This is a genomic window from Sphingobium sp. WR1 (assembly GCF_059693745.1).
The window spans coordinates 36,726-52,465 of record NZ_JCATID010000027.1 but is presented as its reverse complement, the minus strand read 5'-3'; the positions used below and the strand labels follow the sequence as shown (position 1 = coordinate 52,465).

The following is a 15,740-nucleotide window of genomic DNA, read 5'->3' as shown; positions in this document are numbered from 1 at the left end:
TCGAGAAACGCGATCACAGCCCCGGCTGCTTCTCGACTTCGCTCGAAGCGAACGGAGGTGGGTCTCACACGAAGTTCGCCGCCACCTCCGCCGGCACGCGCAATATCCGGCCAGACGCCTTGTCGATGATCGCCCAGGTCGATTTGGCCGCGACCTTCACCTTGCCGTCCGGGCCGGTGAACTCGATCAGCCGGTCGAACCGCGCCCCGCGCGGCGCCTCCGGTATCCAGGTGCGCGCCGTTACCACGTCGCCCTCGGACACATTGCCGCGATAATCGACCTCATGCCGGGTCACGACCCAGATATAGGCCTCGACATGGGCGGGATCGGCGTCCTGCCGCCAATGTTCGACCGACACCTGCTCCATCCACTGGACCCAGACCGCATTGTTCACATGGCCCAGTTCGTCGATATGCTCGGGAAGGGCCGTGATCTGCTTGGTGAAACTCGATGCCATCAGCCCTCCACACCCAGTTGCCACAATATGAAGGCGAATTCCTCCGCCGTCTCGTGCAGGCTTTCGAACCGCCCCGACTTGCCGCCATGGCCCGCGCCCATATTGGTCTTGAGCAGCAGGATATTGCTGTCGGTCTTGGTCGCGCGCAGCTTCGCCACCCATTTGGCCGGTTCCCAATAGGTGACGCGCGGATCGTTCAGCCCCGCCGTCACCATCAGCGGCGGATAATCCTGCGCGCGGACATGGGTATAGGGATCATAGCTCTGGATCGTGCGGAACGCCGCTTCATCCTCGATCGGATTGCCCCATTCGGGCCATTCGCCCGGCGTCAGCGGCAAAGTCTCGTCCAACATCGTGTTGAGCACGTCGACGAAGGGCACATGCGCCACCACCGCGCCCCACAGGTCGGGATCGGAGTTGATGACCGCGCCCATTAGTTCGCCGCCGGCCGATCCGCCCGAAATGCTGATCCGCCCCTTGCTCGTATAGCCGCGCGCGATCAGCCCCTTCGCCACATCGACGAAGTCGTTGAACGTGTTGATCCGCTTGTCCAGCTTGCCGTCCAGATACCATTGCTGGCCGAGGTCGTCGCCGCCGCGAATATGGGCGATGGCGAAGGCGAAACCGCGATCCAGCAGCGACAGGCGGCTGGTCGAAAAACCCGGCTCCATCGCCAGCCCATAGGCGCCATAGCCATAGAGGTGCAGCGGCGCGCTGCCGTCGCGCGGGAAATCCTTCGGGTAGACGATCGACACCGGAATCTGCGTCCCGTCGCGCGCCGCGATCATCAGCCGCTCGGCCGCATAGCGCGTCGCGTCATAGCCCGAAGGAATCTCCTGGACCTTCAGCACCTCCAGCGCACCCGTTTCCAGATGATAGTCATAGATGGTGTCCGGCGTGACCATCGATTCATAGCCGATACGCAGCTTCGTCACGTCATATTCGGGATTGTCGTCCAGCGACGCCGAATAGCTGGCTTCTGGGAAGGGGATGCGCTTTGCCCCATGCCTCGCGTAATCGCGCAACTCGATCTGGTCGAGGCCGTCCTGCCGCCCTTCGGTGACATAGAAGGTCTTGAACAAGGTAAAATCGGTCAGGTAGAAATGCGCATCCGCGCCGATCACTTCCTCCCACTGGTCGGGCGCGTCCAGCGCCGCCTTCACCAGCCGGAAATTGGGATGGGTGTCGTTGGTGCGGATGTAGAGCGTGCCTTCATGCTCATCGACATCATATTCGCGCCCGGCCTTGCGCGCTGCCACCAGCAACGGCGTCGCGGTCGGATTGTCGGCCGGCACCAGCCAGGCTTCGCTGGTGACATGGTCGCCGGTCGCGATGACGATCCATTTTTCCGAAGAGGTGAGGCCCACCGAGACGCGGAACCCCTCATCATCTTCATGGAACAGCTCGACATCGCTCTCCACGCTCTGCCCCAGCCAGTGCAGCCGTGCGTTGTCTGTCCGCCAATTTTCGTTGGCGAGGCCATAGAGCAGCCCCTTGCTGTCCGACGTCCAGACCAGCGACGACAGCGTGTCGGGGATCACTTCGGGCAGGATTTCGCCGCTGAACAGATCCTTGATCCGCGCCTCGAACCGTTCCGACCCATTGGTGTCGATCGCATAGGCCAGGTAGCGGCCATCGGGGCTGACCGACATGGCGCCCAGCCGGAAATAGTCATGCCCCTCCGCCAGCGCGGGTTCGTCCAGGATCAGCTGATCCTCGCCGCCCGCGACCGGCTTGCGATACCATTTGCGATATTGCGCGCCGGTCTCGAACGCGCGCCAATAGACATAGTCGCCATCCTTCTGCGGGACCGACTGGTCGTCTTCCTTGATGCGCCCCTTCATTTCCTGGAACAGCGTGTCGAGCAGGGGCTTGTGCGGCGCCATCGCGCCCTCGAACCAGCCATTCTCGGCTTCCAGATAGGCCAGCACATCCTTGTCCTTCACATCGGGATAGCCCGGATCGCGCAGCCATGCGTAAGGATCGTCCACCGTAACGCCATGATGCGAAATGCTGTGCGGGCGGCGTTCGGCGACGGGGGGCTTGCTTTGATCGGTCATTAACTATCCATGGTCCAGACGGGGGCGGCGCTGGAATAAGCGCGCCTGCCCCTCTATGTTGTCGGCATTGTCGCCGGTGCAAGAGGCCGGAATGATCCAAGGAAGTGTTGATGTCCAGTTATGAAGATCGCCTGAAGGCCCTGCGCGCGCAACTGGTGCGCCAGAAGCTCGACGGTTTCGTGGTCCCCCTGACCGACGAGCATATGAGCGAATATGTCGGCGCCTATGCCCAGCGGCTCGCCTGGCTGACCGGATTCCAGGGGTCGGCGGGCAGCGCGGTGGTATTGCCGGAGGAAGCCGCGATCTTCGTCGACGGCCGCTATACGCTCCAGGTGCGCGAGCAGGTGGACGGGACGCACTGGCAATATGAAAGCGTGCCGCAGACCTCGATCGCCGCCTGGCTGAAGGATCATGCCGGGCAGGGCGCGCGCATCGGCTACGACCCCTGGCTCCACACCCGCGCCTGGGTGAAACAGGCGACCGAGGCCCTTAGCCAGAAGGGCGCGGAACTGGTCGCGGTCGACACCAATCCCGTCGACGCCGTCTGGCCCGACCGCCCCGCCCGCAGCGACGCCAGGCTGGTCGTGCATGGCGACAATTATGCGGGCCAGTCGGCCGCCGAAAAGCGCGCCGCCATGGCCGACTGGCTGACGGAGAAGAAGGCCGACGCGGTCGTTCTTTCCGCGCTCGATTCGATCGCCTGGACCTTCAACATCCGCGGCAAGGATGTGGACCGCACGCCGGTCGCGCTCGCCTATGCCATCGTCCATGCCGACGCGACCGCCGACCTCTATGTCGCGCCGGAGAAGGTGGACGAGGCCGTCGCCCAGCATCTGGGCAATGGCGTGCGCGTGCATGACCGGGAGGCCTTCTCCGCCGCGCTCGCGGATTTCGCCGGGAAAACCGTCGTCGCCGACCCCGAGCGCGCGGTCGCAGCGATCTTCAACAGCCTCGACGAAGGCGGCGCGACCGTGCTGCCGCTGCGCGATCCGGCCGTCCTGCCCAAGGCGATCAAGAACGAAACCGAGATTGCCGGCCACAAGGCGGCGCAGGCCCGCGACGGCGCGGCCTTGAGCCGCTTCCTCCACTGGGTCGCGGTCGAGGCGCCCAGGGGCGGCCTCACCGAACTGTCCGCTTCCGACCGGCTGGAGGCGTTCCGCAATGACACAGGCCTGCTCGAAGACCTGTCCTTCGACACGATCAGCGGCGCGGGACCGAACGGCGCCGTCGTCCATTACCGGGTCGAGGAAAAGACCAATCGTCCGATCGAACTGAACAGCCTCTATCTCGTCGATTCGGGCGGCCAGTATCGCGACGGCACCACCGACGTCACCCGCACCGTGGCGATCGGCACGCCGACCGACGAAATGCGCCGCCGCTTCACACTGGTCCTGAAGGGCCATATCGCGCTCGCCCGCGCCGTCTTCCCGAAGGGCACGCGCGGCGGCCAGCTCGATGCGCTCGCCCGCCAATATCTCTGGGCGGAGGGGCTGGATTATGCCCATGGCACCGGCCATGGCGTCGGCAGCTTCCTGTCGGTGCATGAAGGGCCGCAGCGCATCGCGACCTTCGGCGGCGGCGACGAACCGCTGGTGGCGGGCATGATCCTCTCGAACGAGCCGGGCTATTACAAGACCGGCGAATATGGCATCCGCATCGAAAATCTGGTGCTGGTCGAGGAGCGCGCGATCCCCGGCGGGGAAAAGCCGATGCTGGGCTTCGAGACGCTGACCTTCGCGCCGATCGATCGGAACCTTGTCGCCACCGATCTGCTGAGCCGGGAGGAGCAGGCCTGGCTCGACGCCTATCATGCGGCGGTGCTGGATCTGGTCGGCCCGCAACTGGAAGGCGATGCGCTCGCCTGGCTCAAGACCGCCTGCGCGCCGCTCTAGAAGGTCAGTCTTTTTGCGCGTCAGCGGGAGGGGGCGGCGCTGCTCCCTCCCGGCTCTGCGCCTTCCGTCGCCGCAGATTGTCCCGCAACGCCTGTGCCAGTCGCGCCTTTTTCTCGTCGTTCGTCTCAGCCATGATGACGCGCATAAGCAAAATGCGTCTTCCGCCGCAAGTCGCCTTGACATGGGCAGCGCAGGCGGCCATAGGCGCGACCTCCGAAGCGCGGACAGCGCTGACGGGAAGAAACAGAGTGCTGCCGTAGCTCAGTGGTAGAGCGCATCCTTGGTAAGGCTGAGGTCGTGAGTTCAATCCTCACCGGCAGCACCAGCACCGCCTGCAAAATCAATGAGTTAGCTACCCCCTCGGGGGACCAAACCTACAGCTAAAAACTCACGGAAGCACCACGGAAGCAGCCAAGCAGAAGTTGCGGGCTGCGATCGGCTAGGGCGGCGTAGGCCGATCAGAAAGCGTCTGGCCCTGTGCTGATGCGCCAGCGGCCGTGTTTTCATCGTCGGAGGTCGCTATGAACGACCTATGACGATACCCGACGAAGACAGTCCGTTAGCCCGCCTTCGGGTAAAGATGGCAAAGGCGCTGGCGGGTTTCGAAAGTGGCCTCCCCGAGGGCTGCGATCCATGGACACTGGTCGGTGGACGAGCCGATCCAAAGCTCTTCCCAGTGCCCGAACTGGTCTTGTTCGCCCTGCGCGATATCATGCATTTCCGGTGGAGCGGCGTAGGCGAGAAGGTGCGGTGGTCCGTATACGCTACCGTCGGTGGTGAACCCTTCGTCTTCGAGCTTCGCAAATTCGGTTTCGCGATCGATCATCGTAAGGGTGTGCCCCCGGCTCTGCTGAAGAGAGTCGAGAGGCAGCTTTCGAGTTCGCTTAAGCTGTTAGAACCCTTGCTTGCTGAATTCGCCAAAACGCAGATCGCTGGTGGAAACCTCACCCTCGCCAACAAGATGTCGGAGTTCGACAATCGGTATGGCTATTTTCGCGAGCTTGCCGACCAGGCTTTTGCGCCAAGCGCACAGGCGCCCGCGCCGCTTGAGGCTCCATCGGACACCGGGAATGGCCCTAAGGTCTTTGCGGATCTGACCGCACGCATGAATCAGGGCCTCAAGCGGGAGCGGGAAGGCTATTTTGCTTCCGGCGCGATGGTAGATGCGTACTTCAGTCGTCTAGAACATCGCATCCTCCTCCTGCGAGCCTTCAGCGGGCGACCGCTGAAGGCGGGCGGATTCGAGGGATTCCTCGGACTTACCTGGGACGAACGTTTACGCGAGGTTGCGGATTTCGACGCGGACCCAAAGCGTGGACATTTGCTAGGTCGACTGCGGGATGTGAAAGCTACGATCCGCAATCCGCTGGCGCATGGCGGAGTTGAGAACGACGGCGGCGCCTTCTATTTCCACATGCCGCGGATTGGCGCGATTCCGGCGAACCTCTCGAAATATCGCGGGAGGCTCCACATGAGCTTCTTTCCAATCGCTGACGTGACGCATGCCCAAACTTGTGCCCTGTTCGATGAAGTTGACGCTGTGCTCGCAGAGGGAGCGCTTGAGCTTCCTAATGAGTTCGTTCGATGGGGCATCGACCCTCAATTCGATGAGGGCTCGATCGCGCTCTACGCCGAAGCCATAGCTGGCGGCGCGGATGCGGTAGACGCTCTCGTCGATCGGCTTGGCCGCGAGTGGGAGCGTCATACCAACATGGACTATTGAGCCACGTTATCTACGCCATCGCCTGTATCTCTTCGCCAGCACGCTACGCCCCTAAATCATTGTTGAAATTCACCTTTTCCTGCGTCTCTTAATCATCCCCGTCGCCACGGACGTTCCCGTTCGAGGCCGGAACGGGGATCGCGATGGGTGCGGAGGCAGTTCGATCGGAAGCCATTGTTCGGGGCGCGCGGATGCTGCGCACCGCGATGGGCACATCCATCGCTGGCTGGCTAGCCGAACCCGCTGTCATCGAAGTCATGCTGAACCCCGACGGGCGGTTGTGGGTCGATCGGCTCGGCGACGGCATCTCGGATAGCGGCGAGCGGCTGAGCCCGGCCGACGGCGAGCGGATCATTCGTCTCGTCGCGCACCATGTCGGCGCCGAGGTCCACGCCCGCGCCCCGCGCGTCTCGGCAGAGCTGCCGGAGACCGGCGAACGCTTTGAAGGGCTGCTGCCACCAGTCGTCACCGCGCCGGCCTTCGCGATCCGCAAGCCGGCGGTCGCCGTGTTCACGCTCGACGACTATGCGCGATCCGGCATCATGTCGCGCCTACAGGCCGCTGTATTGCGCAGGGGCGTCGCCGAGCGCTCGAACATCCTCGTCGCAGGCGGCACCGGTACGGGCAAGACGACGCTGACCAACGCGCTGCTCGCCGAGGTCGCCAAGACCACCGACCGTGTGGTGCTGATCGAGGACACGCGCGAACTGCAATGCGCCGCGCCCAACCTCGTGGCGATGCGGACCAAGGATGGCGTCGCCTCGCTCTCCGATCTCGTCCGCTCCAGTTTGCGCCTGCGCCCTGATCGCATCCCGATCGGCGAGGTGCGCGGCGCTGAGGCTCTCGACCTGCTGAAAGCCTGGGGCACCGGCCATCCGGGCGGCGTCGGGACGATCCACGCCGGCAGCGCCATCGGCGCGCTGCGGCGAATGGAGCAGCTCATCCAGGAAGCGGTTGTGACAGTCCCGCGCGCGCTGATCGCCGAGACCATCAATCTCGTCGCCGTCCTGGTCCGAGACGGCGCGGGTCGGCGTCTTGCCGAGCTGGCCCGCGTCGACGGTCTCGATCCTGGGACCGGCGACTATCGGCTTACCCTCCTGCCAGCCCCCCACGATGGAGACCTGCAATGACGAACATGGTTCGGCGTCGCCTTTCGCGCGCCACTTTCACCGGCATCGGCCTGGTGCTGTGCCTGCCGCTGCTCGCCAGCCCGGCCTATGCCTCGGGCTCGTCGATGCCCTGGGAAACGCCGCTCAATTCGATTCTCGAATCGATCGAGGGTCCCGTGGCGAAGATCGTTGCGGTGATCATCATCATCGTCACGGGTCTTAGCCTCGCGTTCGGTGAGACGTCGGGCGGCTTCCGCCGGCTGATCCAGATCGTGTTCGGCCTCTCGATCGCGTTCGCCGCATCGTCCTTCTTCTTGTCGTTCTTCTCGTTCGGCGGCGGAGCGCTGATCTGATGGAAGGCGGCGCCGACCTCGTGCCGGGCTATTACGCGCCGGTCCATCGGTCGCTCAGCGAACCGATTCTGCTGGGAGGTGCGCCGCGGGCCGTGGCGATCCTCAACGGCACGCTGGCCGGCGCCCTCGGGCTGGGGCTGCGCCTCTGGATCGCAGGGCTTGCCCTCTGGGTGATCGGGCACGCGCTCGGCGTCTGGGCGGCTCGCCGCGACCCCCGCTTCGTCGACGTGGCCCGGCGCCACCTTCGCTACCCGACCTGGATGCGGCCATGATGAGCTTGCGCGAATATCGCTCGAAGGCAGCGTGCCTGCCGGACTTCCTGCCCTGGGTGGCGCTGGTGGCGCCGGGCGTTGTCCTCAACAAGGACGGCAGCTTCCAGCGCACGCTGCGCTTTCGTGGCCCCGATCTCGACAGCGCGACGCCGGCCGAACTGGTCGCCGTGACCGCGCGGCTCAACAATGCGCTGCGCCGGCTCGGCAGCGGCTGGGCAATCTTCGTCGAAGCGCAACGACTGCCGGCGGTCGACTATCCGGAATCGGTCTTCACCGATGCCGCGTCCGAACTGGTCGACCTCGAACGGCGCGAGCAATTCCGCGAGGAAGGCGCCCATTTCGAGAGCCGCTACTATCTCACACTAGTCTGGATGCCGCCGGCCGAGGACGCCGCCCGCGCCGAAAACTGGATCTACGAGGGACGCTCCTCCAATGGCGTCGATCCCCACGCTTTGCTGAAAGGGTTCGTCGACCGCAGTGATCGCCTGTTCCATCTGGTCGAAGGGTTCATGCCCGAGGCCGATTGGCTCGACGACGGCGAGACCCTGACCTTCCTGCACAGCACCGTGTCGACCAAGCGCCAGCGGGTTCGCGTGCCCGAGACGCCTGTCTATCTCGATGCGCTGCTCGCCGACGAGCCGCTGACCGGCGGGCTCGAACCGAAGCTGGGCGCACATCATCTGCGCACGCTCACCATCACCGGCTTTCCGACCGAGACCTTTCCGGGGCTGCTCGACGAGCTGAACCGGCAGGCCTTCCCTTATCGTTGGTCGACGCGCGCGATCATGCTCGACAAGACCGACGCGACCAAGCTGCTCACACGCATCCGCCGGCAGTGGTTCGCCAAGCGCAAGTCGATCGCCGCGATCCTCAAGGAGGTGATGACCAACGAACAGTCGGTCCTCACCGACAGCGACGCGGCGAACAAGGCGACGGATGCCGACCTCGCGCTGCAGGAGCTGGGCGCCGACCATGCCGGCATCGCCTATGTGACCGCGACCGTGACGGTCTGGGATCGCGATCCCGTTATGGCGGCAGAGAAGCTGCGGATCGTCGAGAAGGTGATCCAGGGTCGCGATTTCACCTGCATGATCGAAGGCCTGAATGCGGTCGAAGCCTGGCTCGGGAGCTTGCCCGGCCAAGTCTATGCGAACGTCCGCCAGCCGCCGATTTCCACGCTCAATCTCGCCCACCTGATCCCCCTGTCAGCGGTATGGGCGGGGCCGGAACGGGACGAGCATTTCGGTCAGCCCCCCTTGCTGTTCGCAAGGACCGAAGGCTCCACCCCGTTCCGGTTATCCCTTCACGTCGGCGATGTCGGGCATACGCTCGTCGTCGGCCCGACCGGCGCCGGCAAATCGGTGCTGCTCGCCATGATGGCGCTCCAGTTCCGGCGATATTTCGACAACCAGATCTTCGCCTTCGACTTCGGCGGCTCGATCCGGGCCGCAACACTGGCGATGGGCGGCGACTGGCAGGATCTCGGCCAGTCGCTCGACGACGCCGAGATTGGCGGCAGCGTGACGCTCCAGCCGCTCGCCCGGATCGATGAGACCGCCGAGCGAGCCTGGGCGGCCGACTGGCTGGCCGCGATCCTCGCCAGCGAGAGCGTGACGATCGATCCACAGGCCAAGGAGCATCTGTGGTCCGCGCTGACCTCGCTCGCCACGGCGCCCATCGCGGAGCGGACCTTGACCGGGCTCGCGGTGCTGCTTCAGGCCCATGAGCTGAAGCAGGCGCTGGCGCCCTATTGCGTGGGCGGTCCGTGGGGCCGGCTGCTCGATGCCGAGACCGAGTTTCTCGGCCAGGCCTCGATCCAAGCGTTCGAGACCGAAGGTTTGGTCGGTGCAGCATCGGCCCCGGCGGTGCTCGCCTATCTCTTCCACCGGATCGAAGGACGGCTCGACGGGCGGCCGACGATGATCATCATCGACGAAGGCTGGCTCGTCCTCGACAGCCCGGCCTTCGCGGCGCAGCTCCGCGAATGGCTGAAGACGCTGCGCAAGAAGAATGCGAGCGTGATCTTCGCGACGCAGAGCCTCGCTGACATCGAGACCAGCACGATCGCGCCGGCCATCATCGAGAGTTGCCCGACACGCATCTTCCTGCCCAACGAGCGGGCGGGCGAACCGCAGATCACGCGCATCTATGAGCGGTTCGGGCTGAACGCGCGCCAGATCGAGATCCTCGCTCGGGCGACGCCGAAGCGCGATTACTACTGCCAGTCACGGCGCGGCAACCGGTTGTTCGACCTTGGCTTGGGCGATGTCGCGCTCGCCTTCGCGGCGGCCTCTTCGAAAACCGACCAGCGCCACATCGCCGAACTGGTCGCGGAGCATGGCCGCGCCGGCTTCGCCCGCGCCTGGCTCCGACATCGCGGTCTCGCCTGGGCAGCCGACCTTGTCGCCGAACCCGAGGTGACCACCACCCACGACTTCATCCCGAAGGAGGACGTACCATGAAGCGGTTTCCCATGCGGCGCCTGCATGTTGCAGCGCTGGTCCTGTCGGCTGTGTCCGGCGTCGCGGTGAGCGCTCCGGCCCACGCGCAGTTTGGCGGGATTGTCTATGATCCCAGCAATTATGCGCAGAACGTGCTGACGGCAGCGCGCAGCCTGCAGCAGGTCAACAACCAGATCCAGCAGATCCAGAACCAGGCATTGTCGCTGATCAATCAGGCGAAGAATCTGGCAAGCCTGCCGATCTCGACCCTGTCGACGTTGCAAAGCCAGGTGCAGCGCACCCGCCAGCTTCTCACCGAAGCGCAGCGGATCGCTTATGATGTGCGCGACATCCAAACGGCGTTCACGACCCGCTATAGCGGCACCAATTTGGGCGTCTCCCAGGCACAGATGGTGGCCAACGCCAACGACCGCTGGAAAGACAGCGTCGGCGCATTGCAGGATGCGCTACAGGTGCAGGCGGGCGTGGTCGGCAACATCGACGGCGCCAAGTCCTCGATCGACACGCTGGTATCGTCGAGCCAGTCGGCCAGCGGCGCGCTCCAGGCGACCCAGGCCGGCAATCAGCTCCTCGCGCTGCAATCGCAGCAGCTCGCCGACCTGACCGCAGCCGTCGCCGCGCAGGGCCGTGCTCAAGCGCTCAATGCGGCCCGCGACGCCGCGACCGAAGCCGAGAGCCGCGAACGCTTCCGCCGGTTCCGCGGCGACTGACATGCAGCCGATGGCCAAGATCGCGGTCGGCGGGCTGATCGGGGGAGTGATGCTGGCGCTCGCGATTGGTTCGGCGCTGCATCCGCCAGCCTCAGCTCCGGAGGCCGTTGGCACCTCGGCCACGGCACCGGATGCGTTCACGGCGATCCCGCCGCGCTGCCGGACGATCACAATGCCGGACAGCGGCTGCGATGCGGCCTGGGAGGCCCGGCGTCAGCATTTCTTGGGCAAGGATAGCAGGCCATGACCGATACCGGGGTGATCGACAATTTCCTGTCGGTCTTCACCAGCTATATCGACAGCGGGTTCGGTCTGCTCGGCGGTGAGGTCGGCTTCCTGTCCTCCACGCTGATCGCGATCGACGTCACCATCGCGGCGCTATTCTGGGCCTGGGGCGCAGACGAGGACGTCCTCGAGCGCCTGGTCAAGAAGACGCTCTATATCGGCGTGTTCGCCTACATCATCGGCAACTTCTCGAACCTCGCCAATATCCTGTTTCAGAGCTTCGCCGGCATCGGCCTGAAAGCGTCGGGCAGCGGACTCGCGATCGGCGACTTCCTGAAGCCGGGCACGGTCGCGGCGACCGGCCTCGACGCTGGCAAGCCTCTCCTCGATGCGACCGCCGACCTGCTCGGCCCGGTCGGCTTTTTCACCAACTTCGTCGAGATCGCGGTGCTGCTGATTGCCTGGGTGATCGTCGTGCTCGCCTTCTTCGTGCTCGCGATCCAGGTGTTCGTCACGATCATCGAGTTCAAGCTGGTGACGCTCGCCGGCTTCATCCTGCTGCCCTTCGCCTTTTTCGGGCGCACCGCCTTCATGGCCGAACGTGTGCTGGGGCACATCATCTCGTCGGGCATCAAGCTGATGACGCTGGCGGTCATCACCGGCATCGGCACGACGCTCTTCAGCCATTTCACCACCGGCGCGGTCGGTCCCGAGCCGACGGTTCAGGAGGTCATGTCGATCGCGCTCGCCGCGCTGACCCTGTTCGGTCTCGGCATCTTCGGTCCCGGCATCGCCAATGGCATCGTGAGCGGAGGCCCTCAGCTCGGCGCTGGCGCGGCGGCGGGCACGGCACTCGCAGCCGGCGCGACGATCGCAGGCGGCGCCGCGTTGGGCGGTCTCGCCGGCGGAGCTGCTGCCGGTGCGCTCGGCACCGCCGCAGCATCAGGCGCAAGGGGCGCCGGTGCGGCCTCGGCGGCCTACAAGGCCGGTGCGGCCGGCAAGAGCGGCGGCGCTGCCGTGGCTGGCGGTCTCGCCAATGTCGGCCGCAGCGCCGGCAATGCCGCCATGTCGCCGCTGCGCCGGGCGACGGAAAGCCTGCGTGGGAATTTCGCGGCCGGGCGTGCGGGTGGCGGCAGCACGCCAGCCACTGCGCCCGGTGAACCAAGCGGCGGCCAACCGGCATGGGCCGCGGCAATGAAGCGGCGCCAGACCGTTACGCATGGCGTCACGCTCGCCTCCCACACCCTCAAATCCGGGGACAGCCATGGCGGCGGCTCCGGACCCGACATCACGCAGAAGGACTGATCGATGTTTCGACGCCCCTCGATCCGCTACGGGCAATCGCCCGAGCCGGTGACGCCCTATCAGCGCGCGCAGCAGGTCTGGGACGACCGGATCGGATCGGCGCGCGTCCAGGCCAGGAATTGGCGGCTCGCCTTCTTCGGTTGCCTAGCCCTGTCCGGGGGACTGGCCGGCGGGCTCGTCTGGCAGTCGGCGCGCGGTACGATCGTGCCTTGGGTGGTGCAGGTCGACAAGCTGGGCGAGGCGCAGGCGGTAGCCCCGGCGGATGCAAGCTATCGCCCGGCCGATCCGCAGATCGCGTTCCACCTCGCACGCTTCATCGAGCATGTCCGCTCGATCCCGGCCGATCCGATCGTGCTGCGACAGGACTGGCTCCGCGCTTATGATTTCACCACCGACAAGGGCGCGCTGGCGCTCAACGACTATGCCCGCAGCAACGACCCGTTCGCTGTGGTCGGCAAGGCGCAGGTCGCGGTCGACGTCTCGAGCGTCATCCGGGCCTCGCCCGATAGCTTCCGGGTGGCCTGGACCGAGCGTCGCTGTCAGGACGGTTCGCTCGCCGACACCACACGCTGGTCGGCGATCCTGACCATCGCGATCCATACGCCGCGCACGCCCGACGGCCTGCGCAAGAATCCACTCGGCGTCTTCGTCGACGCCCTCAACTGGTCGAAGGAAATCAGCCAATGAGCGAGCGCATGAAGGCCGCGCGCCGGCCGCTTCACTCCTGCCTGATCGCGACGGCGCTGCTGGGCGCGCCGCCCGCTTGGGCACAGCAAGCTCCGCCGCCAGCGGGACCGGCCGACCGCCCGCCGGTGATCGTCGCGATCCCGACGCCCCTCCCGCTTCCCGGACAGTTGAAGCCGATCCAGCCGTCGCAGTCGCAAGGTTTGCCGGCCGACCGGATCAGCCGGGCCAATGCCGCCGCACGGATCGAGCCTGATCGCGGTGCCTGGCTCAACGCCATCCAGCAATATCCCTACAGCGACGGCGCGCTCTATCAGGTCTATGCGGCACCGGGGCAGATCACCGACATCGCGCTTCAGGAAGGCGAGGAGTTGGTCGGTCCCGGCCCGGTGGCAGCCGGCGATACCGTCCGCTGGATCATCGGCGACACGGTAAGCGGCGCTGCGGCGGCGAAGCGGGTCCATATCCTCGTGAAGCCAACCCGCGCCGATCTGGTCACGAACCTGATTATCAACACCGACCGGCGCACCTATCACCTCGAACTGCGGGCGATGCCGGCCACCTATATGGCGGCGGTGTCGTGGACCTATCCGCAGGACATGCTGGTGGCGCTCCGGGCTACGAAGGCAGAGCGCGAGAAAGCCGCGCCGATCGCCGCCGGCATCGATCCGGCCGCGCTCAACTTCCGCTACCGGATCGACGGCGATATGCCTCCGTGGCGGCCGGTCCGCGCGTTCGACGATGGCCAGCAGACCTATGTCGAGTTTCCGGAAGGGATCGGCACGACCGAGATGCCGCCGCTGTTCGTGCTTGGCACCGATGGTGCCGCCGAACTGGTGAACTACCGCGTGCAGGGCCGCTATCTAGTGGTCGACCGCCTGTTCGGCGCGGCCGAGCTGCGGCTTGGGGCCAAGAAGAAACCGCAGGCGGTCCGTATCACGCGCGACGATACCGGCCGTGGCCGCCGGGGGCGGTCATGAGCGAGGAGCCACACGAGGCGGTACAGGAATCGGTTGGGGCACCGGTGGCGCCCGCGAGCGACCCGGCAGCCTTCCGGTTGCGGGGTTCCCCACCGCGGGTCACGCGACTGTCGCGCAAAACCCTCGCGATTGTCGGGCTAGCCGCCGGCCTCGGAATCGGTGGCTCGCTGATCTATGCGCTGCAACCGCGCGGCCCGGCCGGTCCGCCGCAGAACCTGTATAGCGACCAACACAACAGCAAGGCGGACGTCGTGGTTTCCGCGCCTTCGGACTATTCCAAGGTGCCGAAGCTCGGTCCGCCGCTGCCGGGCGATCTCGGCCGTCCGATCCTGAGTGCCCAAAACAATGGGCAATCCGTGCCCACCCCGCCGATCGGGTCGGGCGCCGGCAGCCCACCTGATCCGGCCGCCCAGCGCGCAGAGCAGGCGCGGCAGCGGGTCGAGCAGGAGCGCGATTCTGCACGCACCAGCACCTTGTTCCTCGGCAGCGCAAAGGCCGAAACGGCGAGCGCCGCCGCGATCGGGTTGCCGGGTCAGCCGGTGACTGGCCAGACCAGCGCAAACCCCGCGGATGCAGCAACGCCCACACCGACCGGCCAAGCCGCGAATCGGACTTTCCTTCAAATCGGAGCAAACCGCACCACGGTAAGCAGCGAGCGGGTCACGGCCCCGCCGTCGGCGAACGTCCTTCAAGCGGGGAGCATCATCCCGGCGGCGCTGATCACCGGCATCCGCTCCGATTTGCCCGGCCAGATCACCGCCCAGGTCACGCAGAACGTCTATGACAGCCCGACAGGCAAGATCCTGCTCATCCCGCAGGGCGCGCGGCTGATCGGCGAATATAGCAGCGACGTGTCGGCCGGGCAGAATAGGGTGCTCCTGGCCTGGGACCGGCTGATCTTGCCCGGCGGCCGATCGATCCTCCTCGATCGCCAGCCCGGCGCCGATGCGGCCGGCTATGCCGGCCTGCAGGACCGGACCGACTACCATTGGGGCAACATGCTCAAAGCGGCGCTGGTATCGACGCTGCTCGGCGTCGGCACCGAGTTCGCGACCGATGGCGACGACGCGCTGACGCGGGCGCTGCGCTACGGCACTCAGGATATGGTGAACCAGACCGGTCGTCAGCTCGTCCAGCGCGAGGCAAACATACCGCCTACGCTGAACATTCGGCCCGGCTTTCCGCTGCGCGTGATCGTAACGCGCGATCTCATCGTCGAGCCGGAAGGAGAAATGCCATGACCAAGCTGAGGCTCGGCCGGATCGAGGACGACAAGCCGGTCAAGGTGACGGTGGACCTGCCGGCCACGACGTTCCGCGACCTTCAGCGCTATGCCGAGGCGCACGCCAAGGAGACCGGTATCGGCCAACCGTTGGCGCCCGAACGATTGATCGGTCCGATGCTGGAGCGGTTCATGGGTACGGATCGCGCGTTCGCCCGGCTGCGCAGCCGAGGCACCATCTAGGACATTGTTGTCGATGACGCCGCGATCACCGCATCGCTTCGGA

Annotated in this window: 15 protein-coding genes and 1 tRNA gene; 14 read left to right on the top strand and 2 right to left on the bottom strand. The window is 65.7% G+C overall.

Annotated features, from left to right (window positions below):
- Positions 1-64 precede the first annotated feature (64 nt).
- Positions 65-457, bottom strand: a complete 393-nt coding sequence (locus AC58EF_RS23660) for an acyl-CoA thioesterase (RefSeq protein WP_497278931.1) — start codon at positions 455-457, stop codon at positions 65-67.
- A complete protein-coding gene (locus tag AC58EF_RS23655) occupies positions 457-2,517 on the bottom strand; it encodes a S9 family peptidase (RefSeq protein WP_497278929.1) in 2,061 nt (686 codons plus the stop codon). The genes AC58EF_RS23660 and AC58EF_RS23655 overlap by 1 nt, the downstream gene beginning before the upstream one ends.
- Positions 2,518-2,627: 110 nt before the next feature.
- Between AC58EF_RS23655 and AC58EF_RS23650 the strand changes: the two genes are divergently transcribed.
- From AC58EF_RS23650 to AC58EF_RS23585, 14 genes are all read left to right on the top strand, one after another.
- A complete protein-coding gene (locus AC58EF_RS23650; protein ID WP_497278928.1) occupies positions 2,628-4,409 on the top strand; it encodes an aminopeptidase P family protein in 1,782 nt (593 codons plus the stop codon).
- Positions 4,410-4,659: 250 nt separating this feature from the next.
- A tRNA-Thr gene (locus tag AC58EF_RS23645) sits at positions 4,660-4,734 on the top strand.
- Between the two features lie 207 nt (positions 4,735-4,941).
- Positions 4,942-6,132 carry a hypothetical protein gene (locus AC58EF_RS23640; RefSeq protein WP_497278927.1) on the top strand — a complete coding sequence of 397 codons (1,191 nt, stop codon included), beginning with the start codon at positions 4,942-4,944 and terminating at the stop codon, positions 6,130-6,132.
- 143 nt (positions 6,133-6,275) lie between these two features.
- Entirely contained in the window at positions 6,276-7,262 is a 987-nt protein-coding gene (gene trbB, locus AC58EF_RS23635; protein ID WP_497278925.1) for a P-type conjugative transfer ATPase TrbB, read from the top strand.
- A 5-nt stretch (positions 7,263-7,267) separates the two neighbouring features.
- Entirely contained in the window at positions 7,268-7,594 is a 327-nt protein-coding gene (locus AC58EF_RS23630; RefSeq protein WP_497278939.1) for a TrbC/VirB2 family type IV secretion system protein, read from the top strand.
- Positions 7,594-7,866, top strand: a complete 273-nt coding sequence (locus AC58EF_RS23625) for a VirB3 family type IV secretion system protein (RefSeq protein WP_497278924.1) — start codon at positions 7,594-7,596, stop codon at positions 7,864-7,866. The genes AC58EF_RS23630 and AC58EF_RS23625 overlap by 1 nt, the downstream gene beginning before the upstream one ends.
- Positions 7,863-10,328, top strand: a complete 2,466-nt coding sequence (gene trbE / locus AC58EF_RS23620; protein WP_497278923.1) for a conjugal transfer protein TrbE — start codon at positions 7,863-7,865, stop codon at positions 10,326-10,328. Before AC58EF_RS23625 ends, trbE begins: the two co-directional genes overlap by 4 nt.
- Complete coding sequence (gene trbJ, locus AC58EF_RS23615; RefSeq protein ID WP_497278922.1) at positions 10,325-11,038, top strand: P-type conjugative transfer protein TrbJ; 714 nt, start codon at positions 10,325-10,327, stop codon at positions 11,036-11,038. The genes trbE and trbJ overlap by 4 nt, the downstream gene beginning before the upstream one ends.
- 10 nt (positions 11,039-11,048) lie before the next feature.
- Positions 11,049-11,285, top strand: coding sequence for a putative entry exclusion protein TrbK-alt (gene trbK-alt / locus AC58EF_RS23610; RefSeq protein ID WP_497278921.1), 237 nt, complete (start codon positions 11,049-11,051; stop codon positions 11,283-11,285).
- Entirely contained in the window at positions 11,282-12,568 is a 1,287-nt protein-coding gene (gene trbL / locus AC58EF_RS23605; RefSeq protein ID WP_497278919.1) for a P-type conjugative transfer protein TrbL, read from the top strand. Before trbK-alt ends, trbL begins: the two co-directional genes overlap by 4 nt.
- A gap of 3 nt (positions 12,569-12,571) precedes the next feature.
- Positions 12,572-13,255, top strand: a complete 684-nt coding sequence (gene trbF, locus AC58EF_RS23600; RefSeq protein WP_497278918.1) for a conjugal transfer protein TrbF — start codon at positions 12,572-12,574, stop codon at positions 13,253-13,255.
- The gene (trbG, locus tag AC58EF_RS23595; protein WP_497278917.1) at positions 13,252-14,232 is read left to right on the top strand and encodes a P-type conjugative transfer protein TrbG; all 981 of its coding nucleotides are present in this window, start codon (positions 13,252-13,254) and stop codon (positions 14,230-14,232) included. Before trbF ends, trbG begins: the two co-directional genes overlap by 4 nt.
- Positions 14,229-15,473 (top strand): TraB/TrbI/VirB10 family type IV secretion system protein, encoded by a 1,245-nt coding sequence (locus tag AC58EF_RS23590; RefSeq protein ID WP_497278916.1) that lies wholly within the window; start codon positions 14,229-14,231, stop codon positions 15,471-15,473. Before trbG ends, AC58EF_RS23590 begins: the two co-directional genes overlap by 4 nt.
- A complete protein-coding gene (locus tag AC58EF_RS23585; protein ID WP_497278915.1) occupies positions 15,470-15,697 on the top strand; it encodes a DUF2274 domain-containing protein in 228 nt (75 codons plus the stop codon). Before AC58EF_RS23590 ends, AC58EF_RS23585 begins: the two co-directional genes overlap by 4 nt.
- The last annotated feature ends 43 nt before the right edge of the window (positions 15,698-15,740 follow it).

Bases quoted from the DNA above. Each gene is read 5' to 3' on its own strand.
- AC58EF_RS23660 (WP_497278931.1), bottom strand. From the start codon at position 457: ATGGCATCGAGTTTCACCAAGCAGATCACGGCCCTTCCCGAGCATATC.
- AC58EF_RS23655 (WP_497278929.1), bottom strand. From the start codon at position 2,517: ATGACCGATCAAAGCAAGCCCCCCGTCGCCGAACGCCGCCCGCACAGC.
- AC58EF_RS23650 (WP_497278928.1), top strand. From the start codon at position 2,628: ATGTCCAGTTATGAAGATCGCCTGAAGGCCCTGCGCGCGCAACTGGTG.
- AC58EF_RS23640 (WP_497278927.1), top strand. From the start codon at position 4,942: ATGACGATACCCGACGAAGACAGTCCGTTAGCCCGCCTTCGGGTAAAG.
- trbB (WP_497278925.1), top strand. From the start codon at position 6,276: ATGGGTGCGGAGGCAGTTCGATCGGAAGCCATTGTTCGGGGCGCGCGG.
- AC58EF_RS23630 (WP_497278939.1), top strand. From the start codon at position 7,268: ATGGTTCGGCGTCGCCTTTCGCGCGCCACTTTCACCGGCATCGGCCTG.
- AC58EF_RS23625 (WP_497278924.1), top strand. From the start codon at position 7,594: ATGGAAGGCGGCGCCGACCTCGTGCCGGGCTATTACGCGCCGGTCCAT.
- trbE (WP_497278923.1), top strand. From the start codon at position 7,863: ATGATGAGCTTGCGCGAATATCGCTCGAAGGCAGCGTGCCTGCCGGAC.
- trbJ (WP_497278922.1), top strand. From the start codon at position 10,325: ATGAAGCGGTTTCCCATGCGGCGCCTGCATGTTGCAGCGCTGGTCCTG.
- trbK-alt (WP_497278921.1), top strand. From the start codon at position 11,049: ATGGCCAAGATCGCGGTCGGCGGGCTGATCGGGGGAGTGATGCTGGCG.
- trbL (WP_497278919.1), top strand. From the start codon at position 11,282: ATGACCGATACCGGGGTGATCGACAATTTCCTGTCGGTCTTCACCAGC.
- trbF (WP_497278918.1), top strand. From the start codon at position 12,572: ATGTTTCGACGCCCCTCGATCCGCTACGGGCAATCGCCCGAGCCGGTG.
- trbG (WP_497278917.1), top strand. From the start codon at position 13,252: ATGAGCGAGCGCATGAAGGCCGCGCGCCGGCCGCTTCACTCCTGCCTG.
- AC58EF_RS23590 (WP_497278916.1), top strand. From the start codon at position 14,229: ATGAGCGAGGAGCCACACGAGGCGGTACAGGAATCGGTTGGGGCACCG.
- AC58EF_RS23585 (WP_497278915.1), top strand. From the start codon at position 15,470: ATGACCAAGCTGAGGCTCGGCCGGATCGAGGACGACAAGCCGGTCAAG.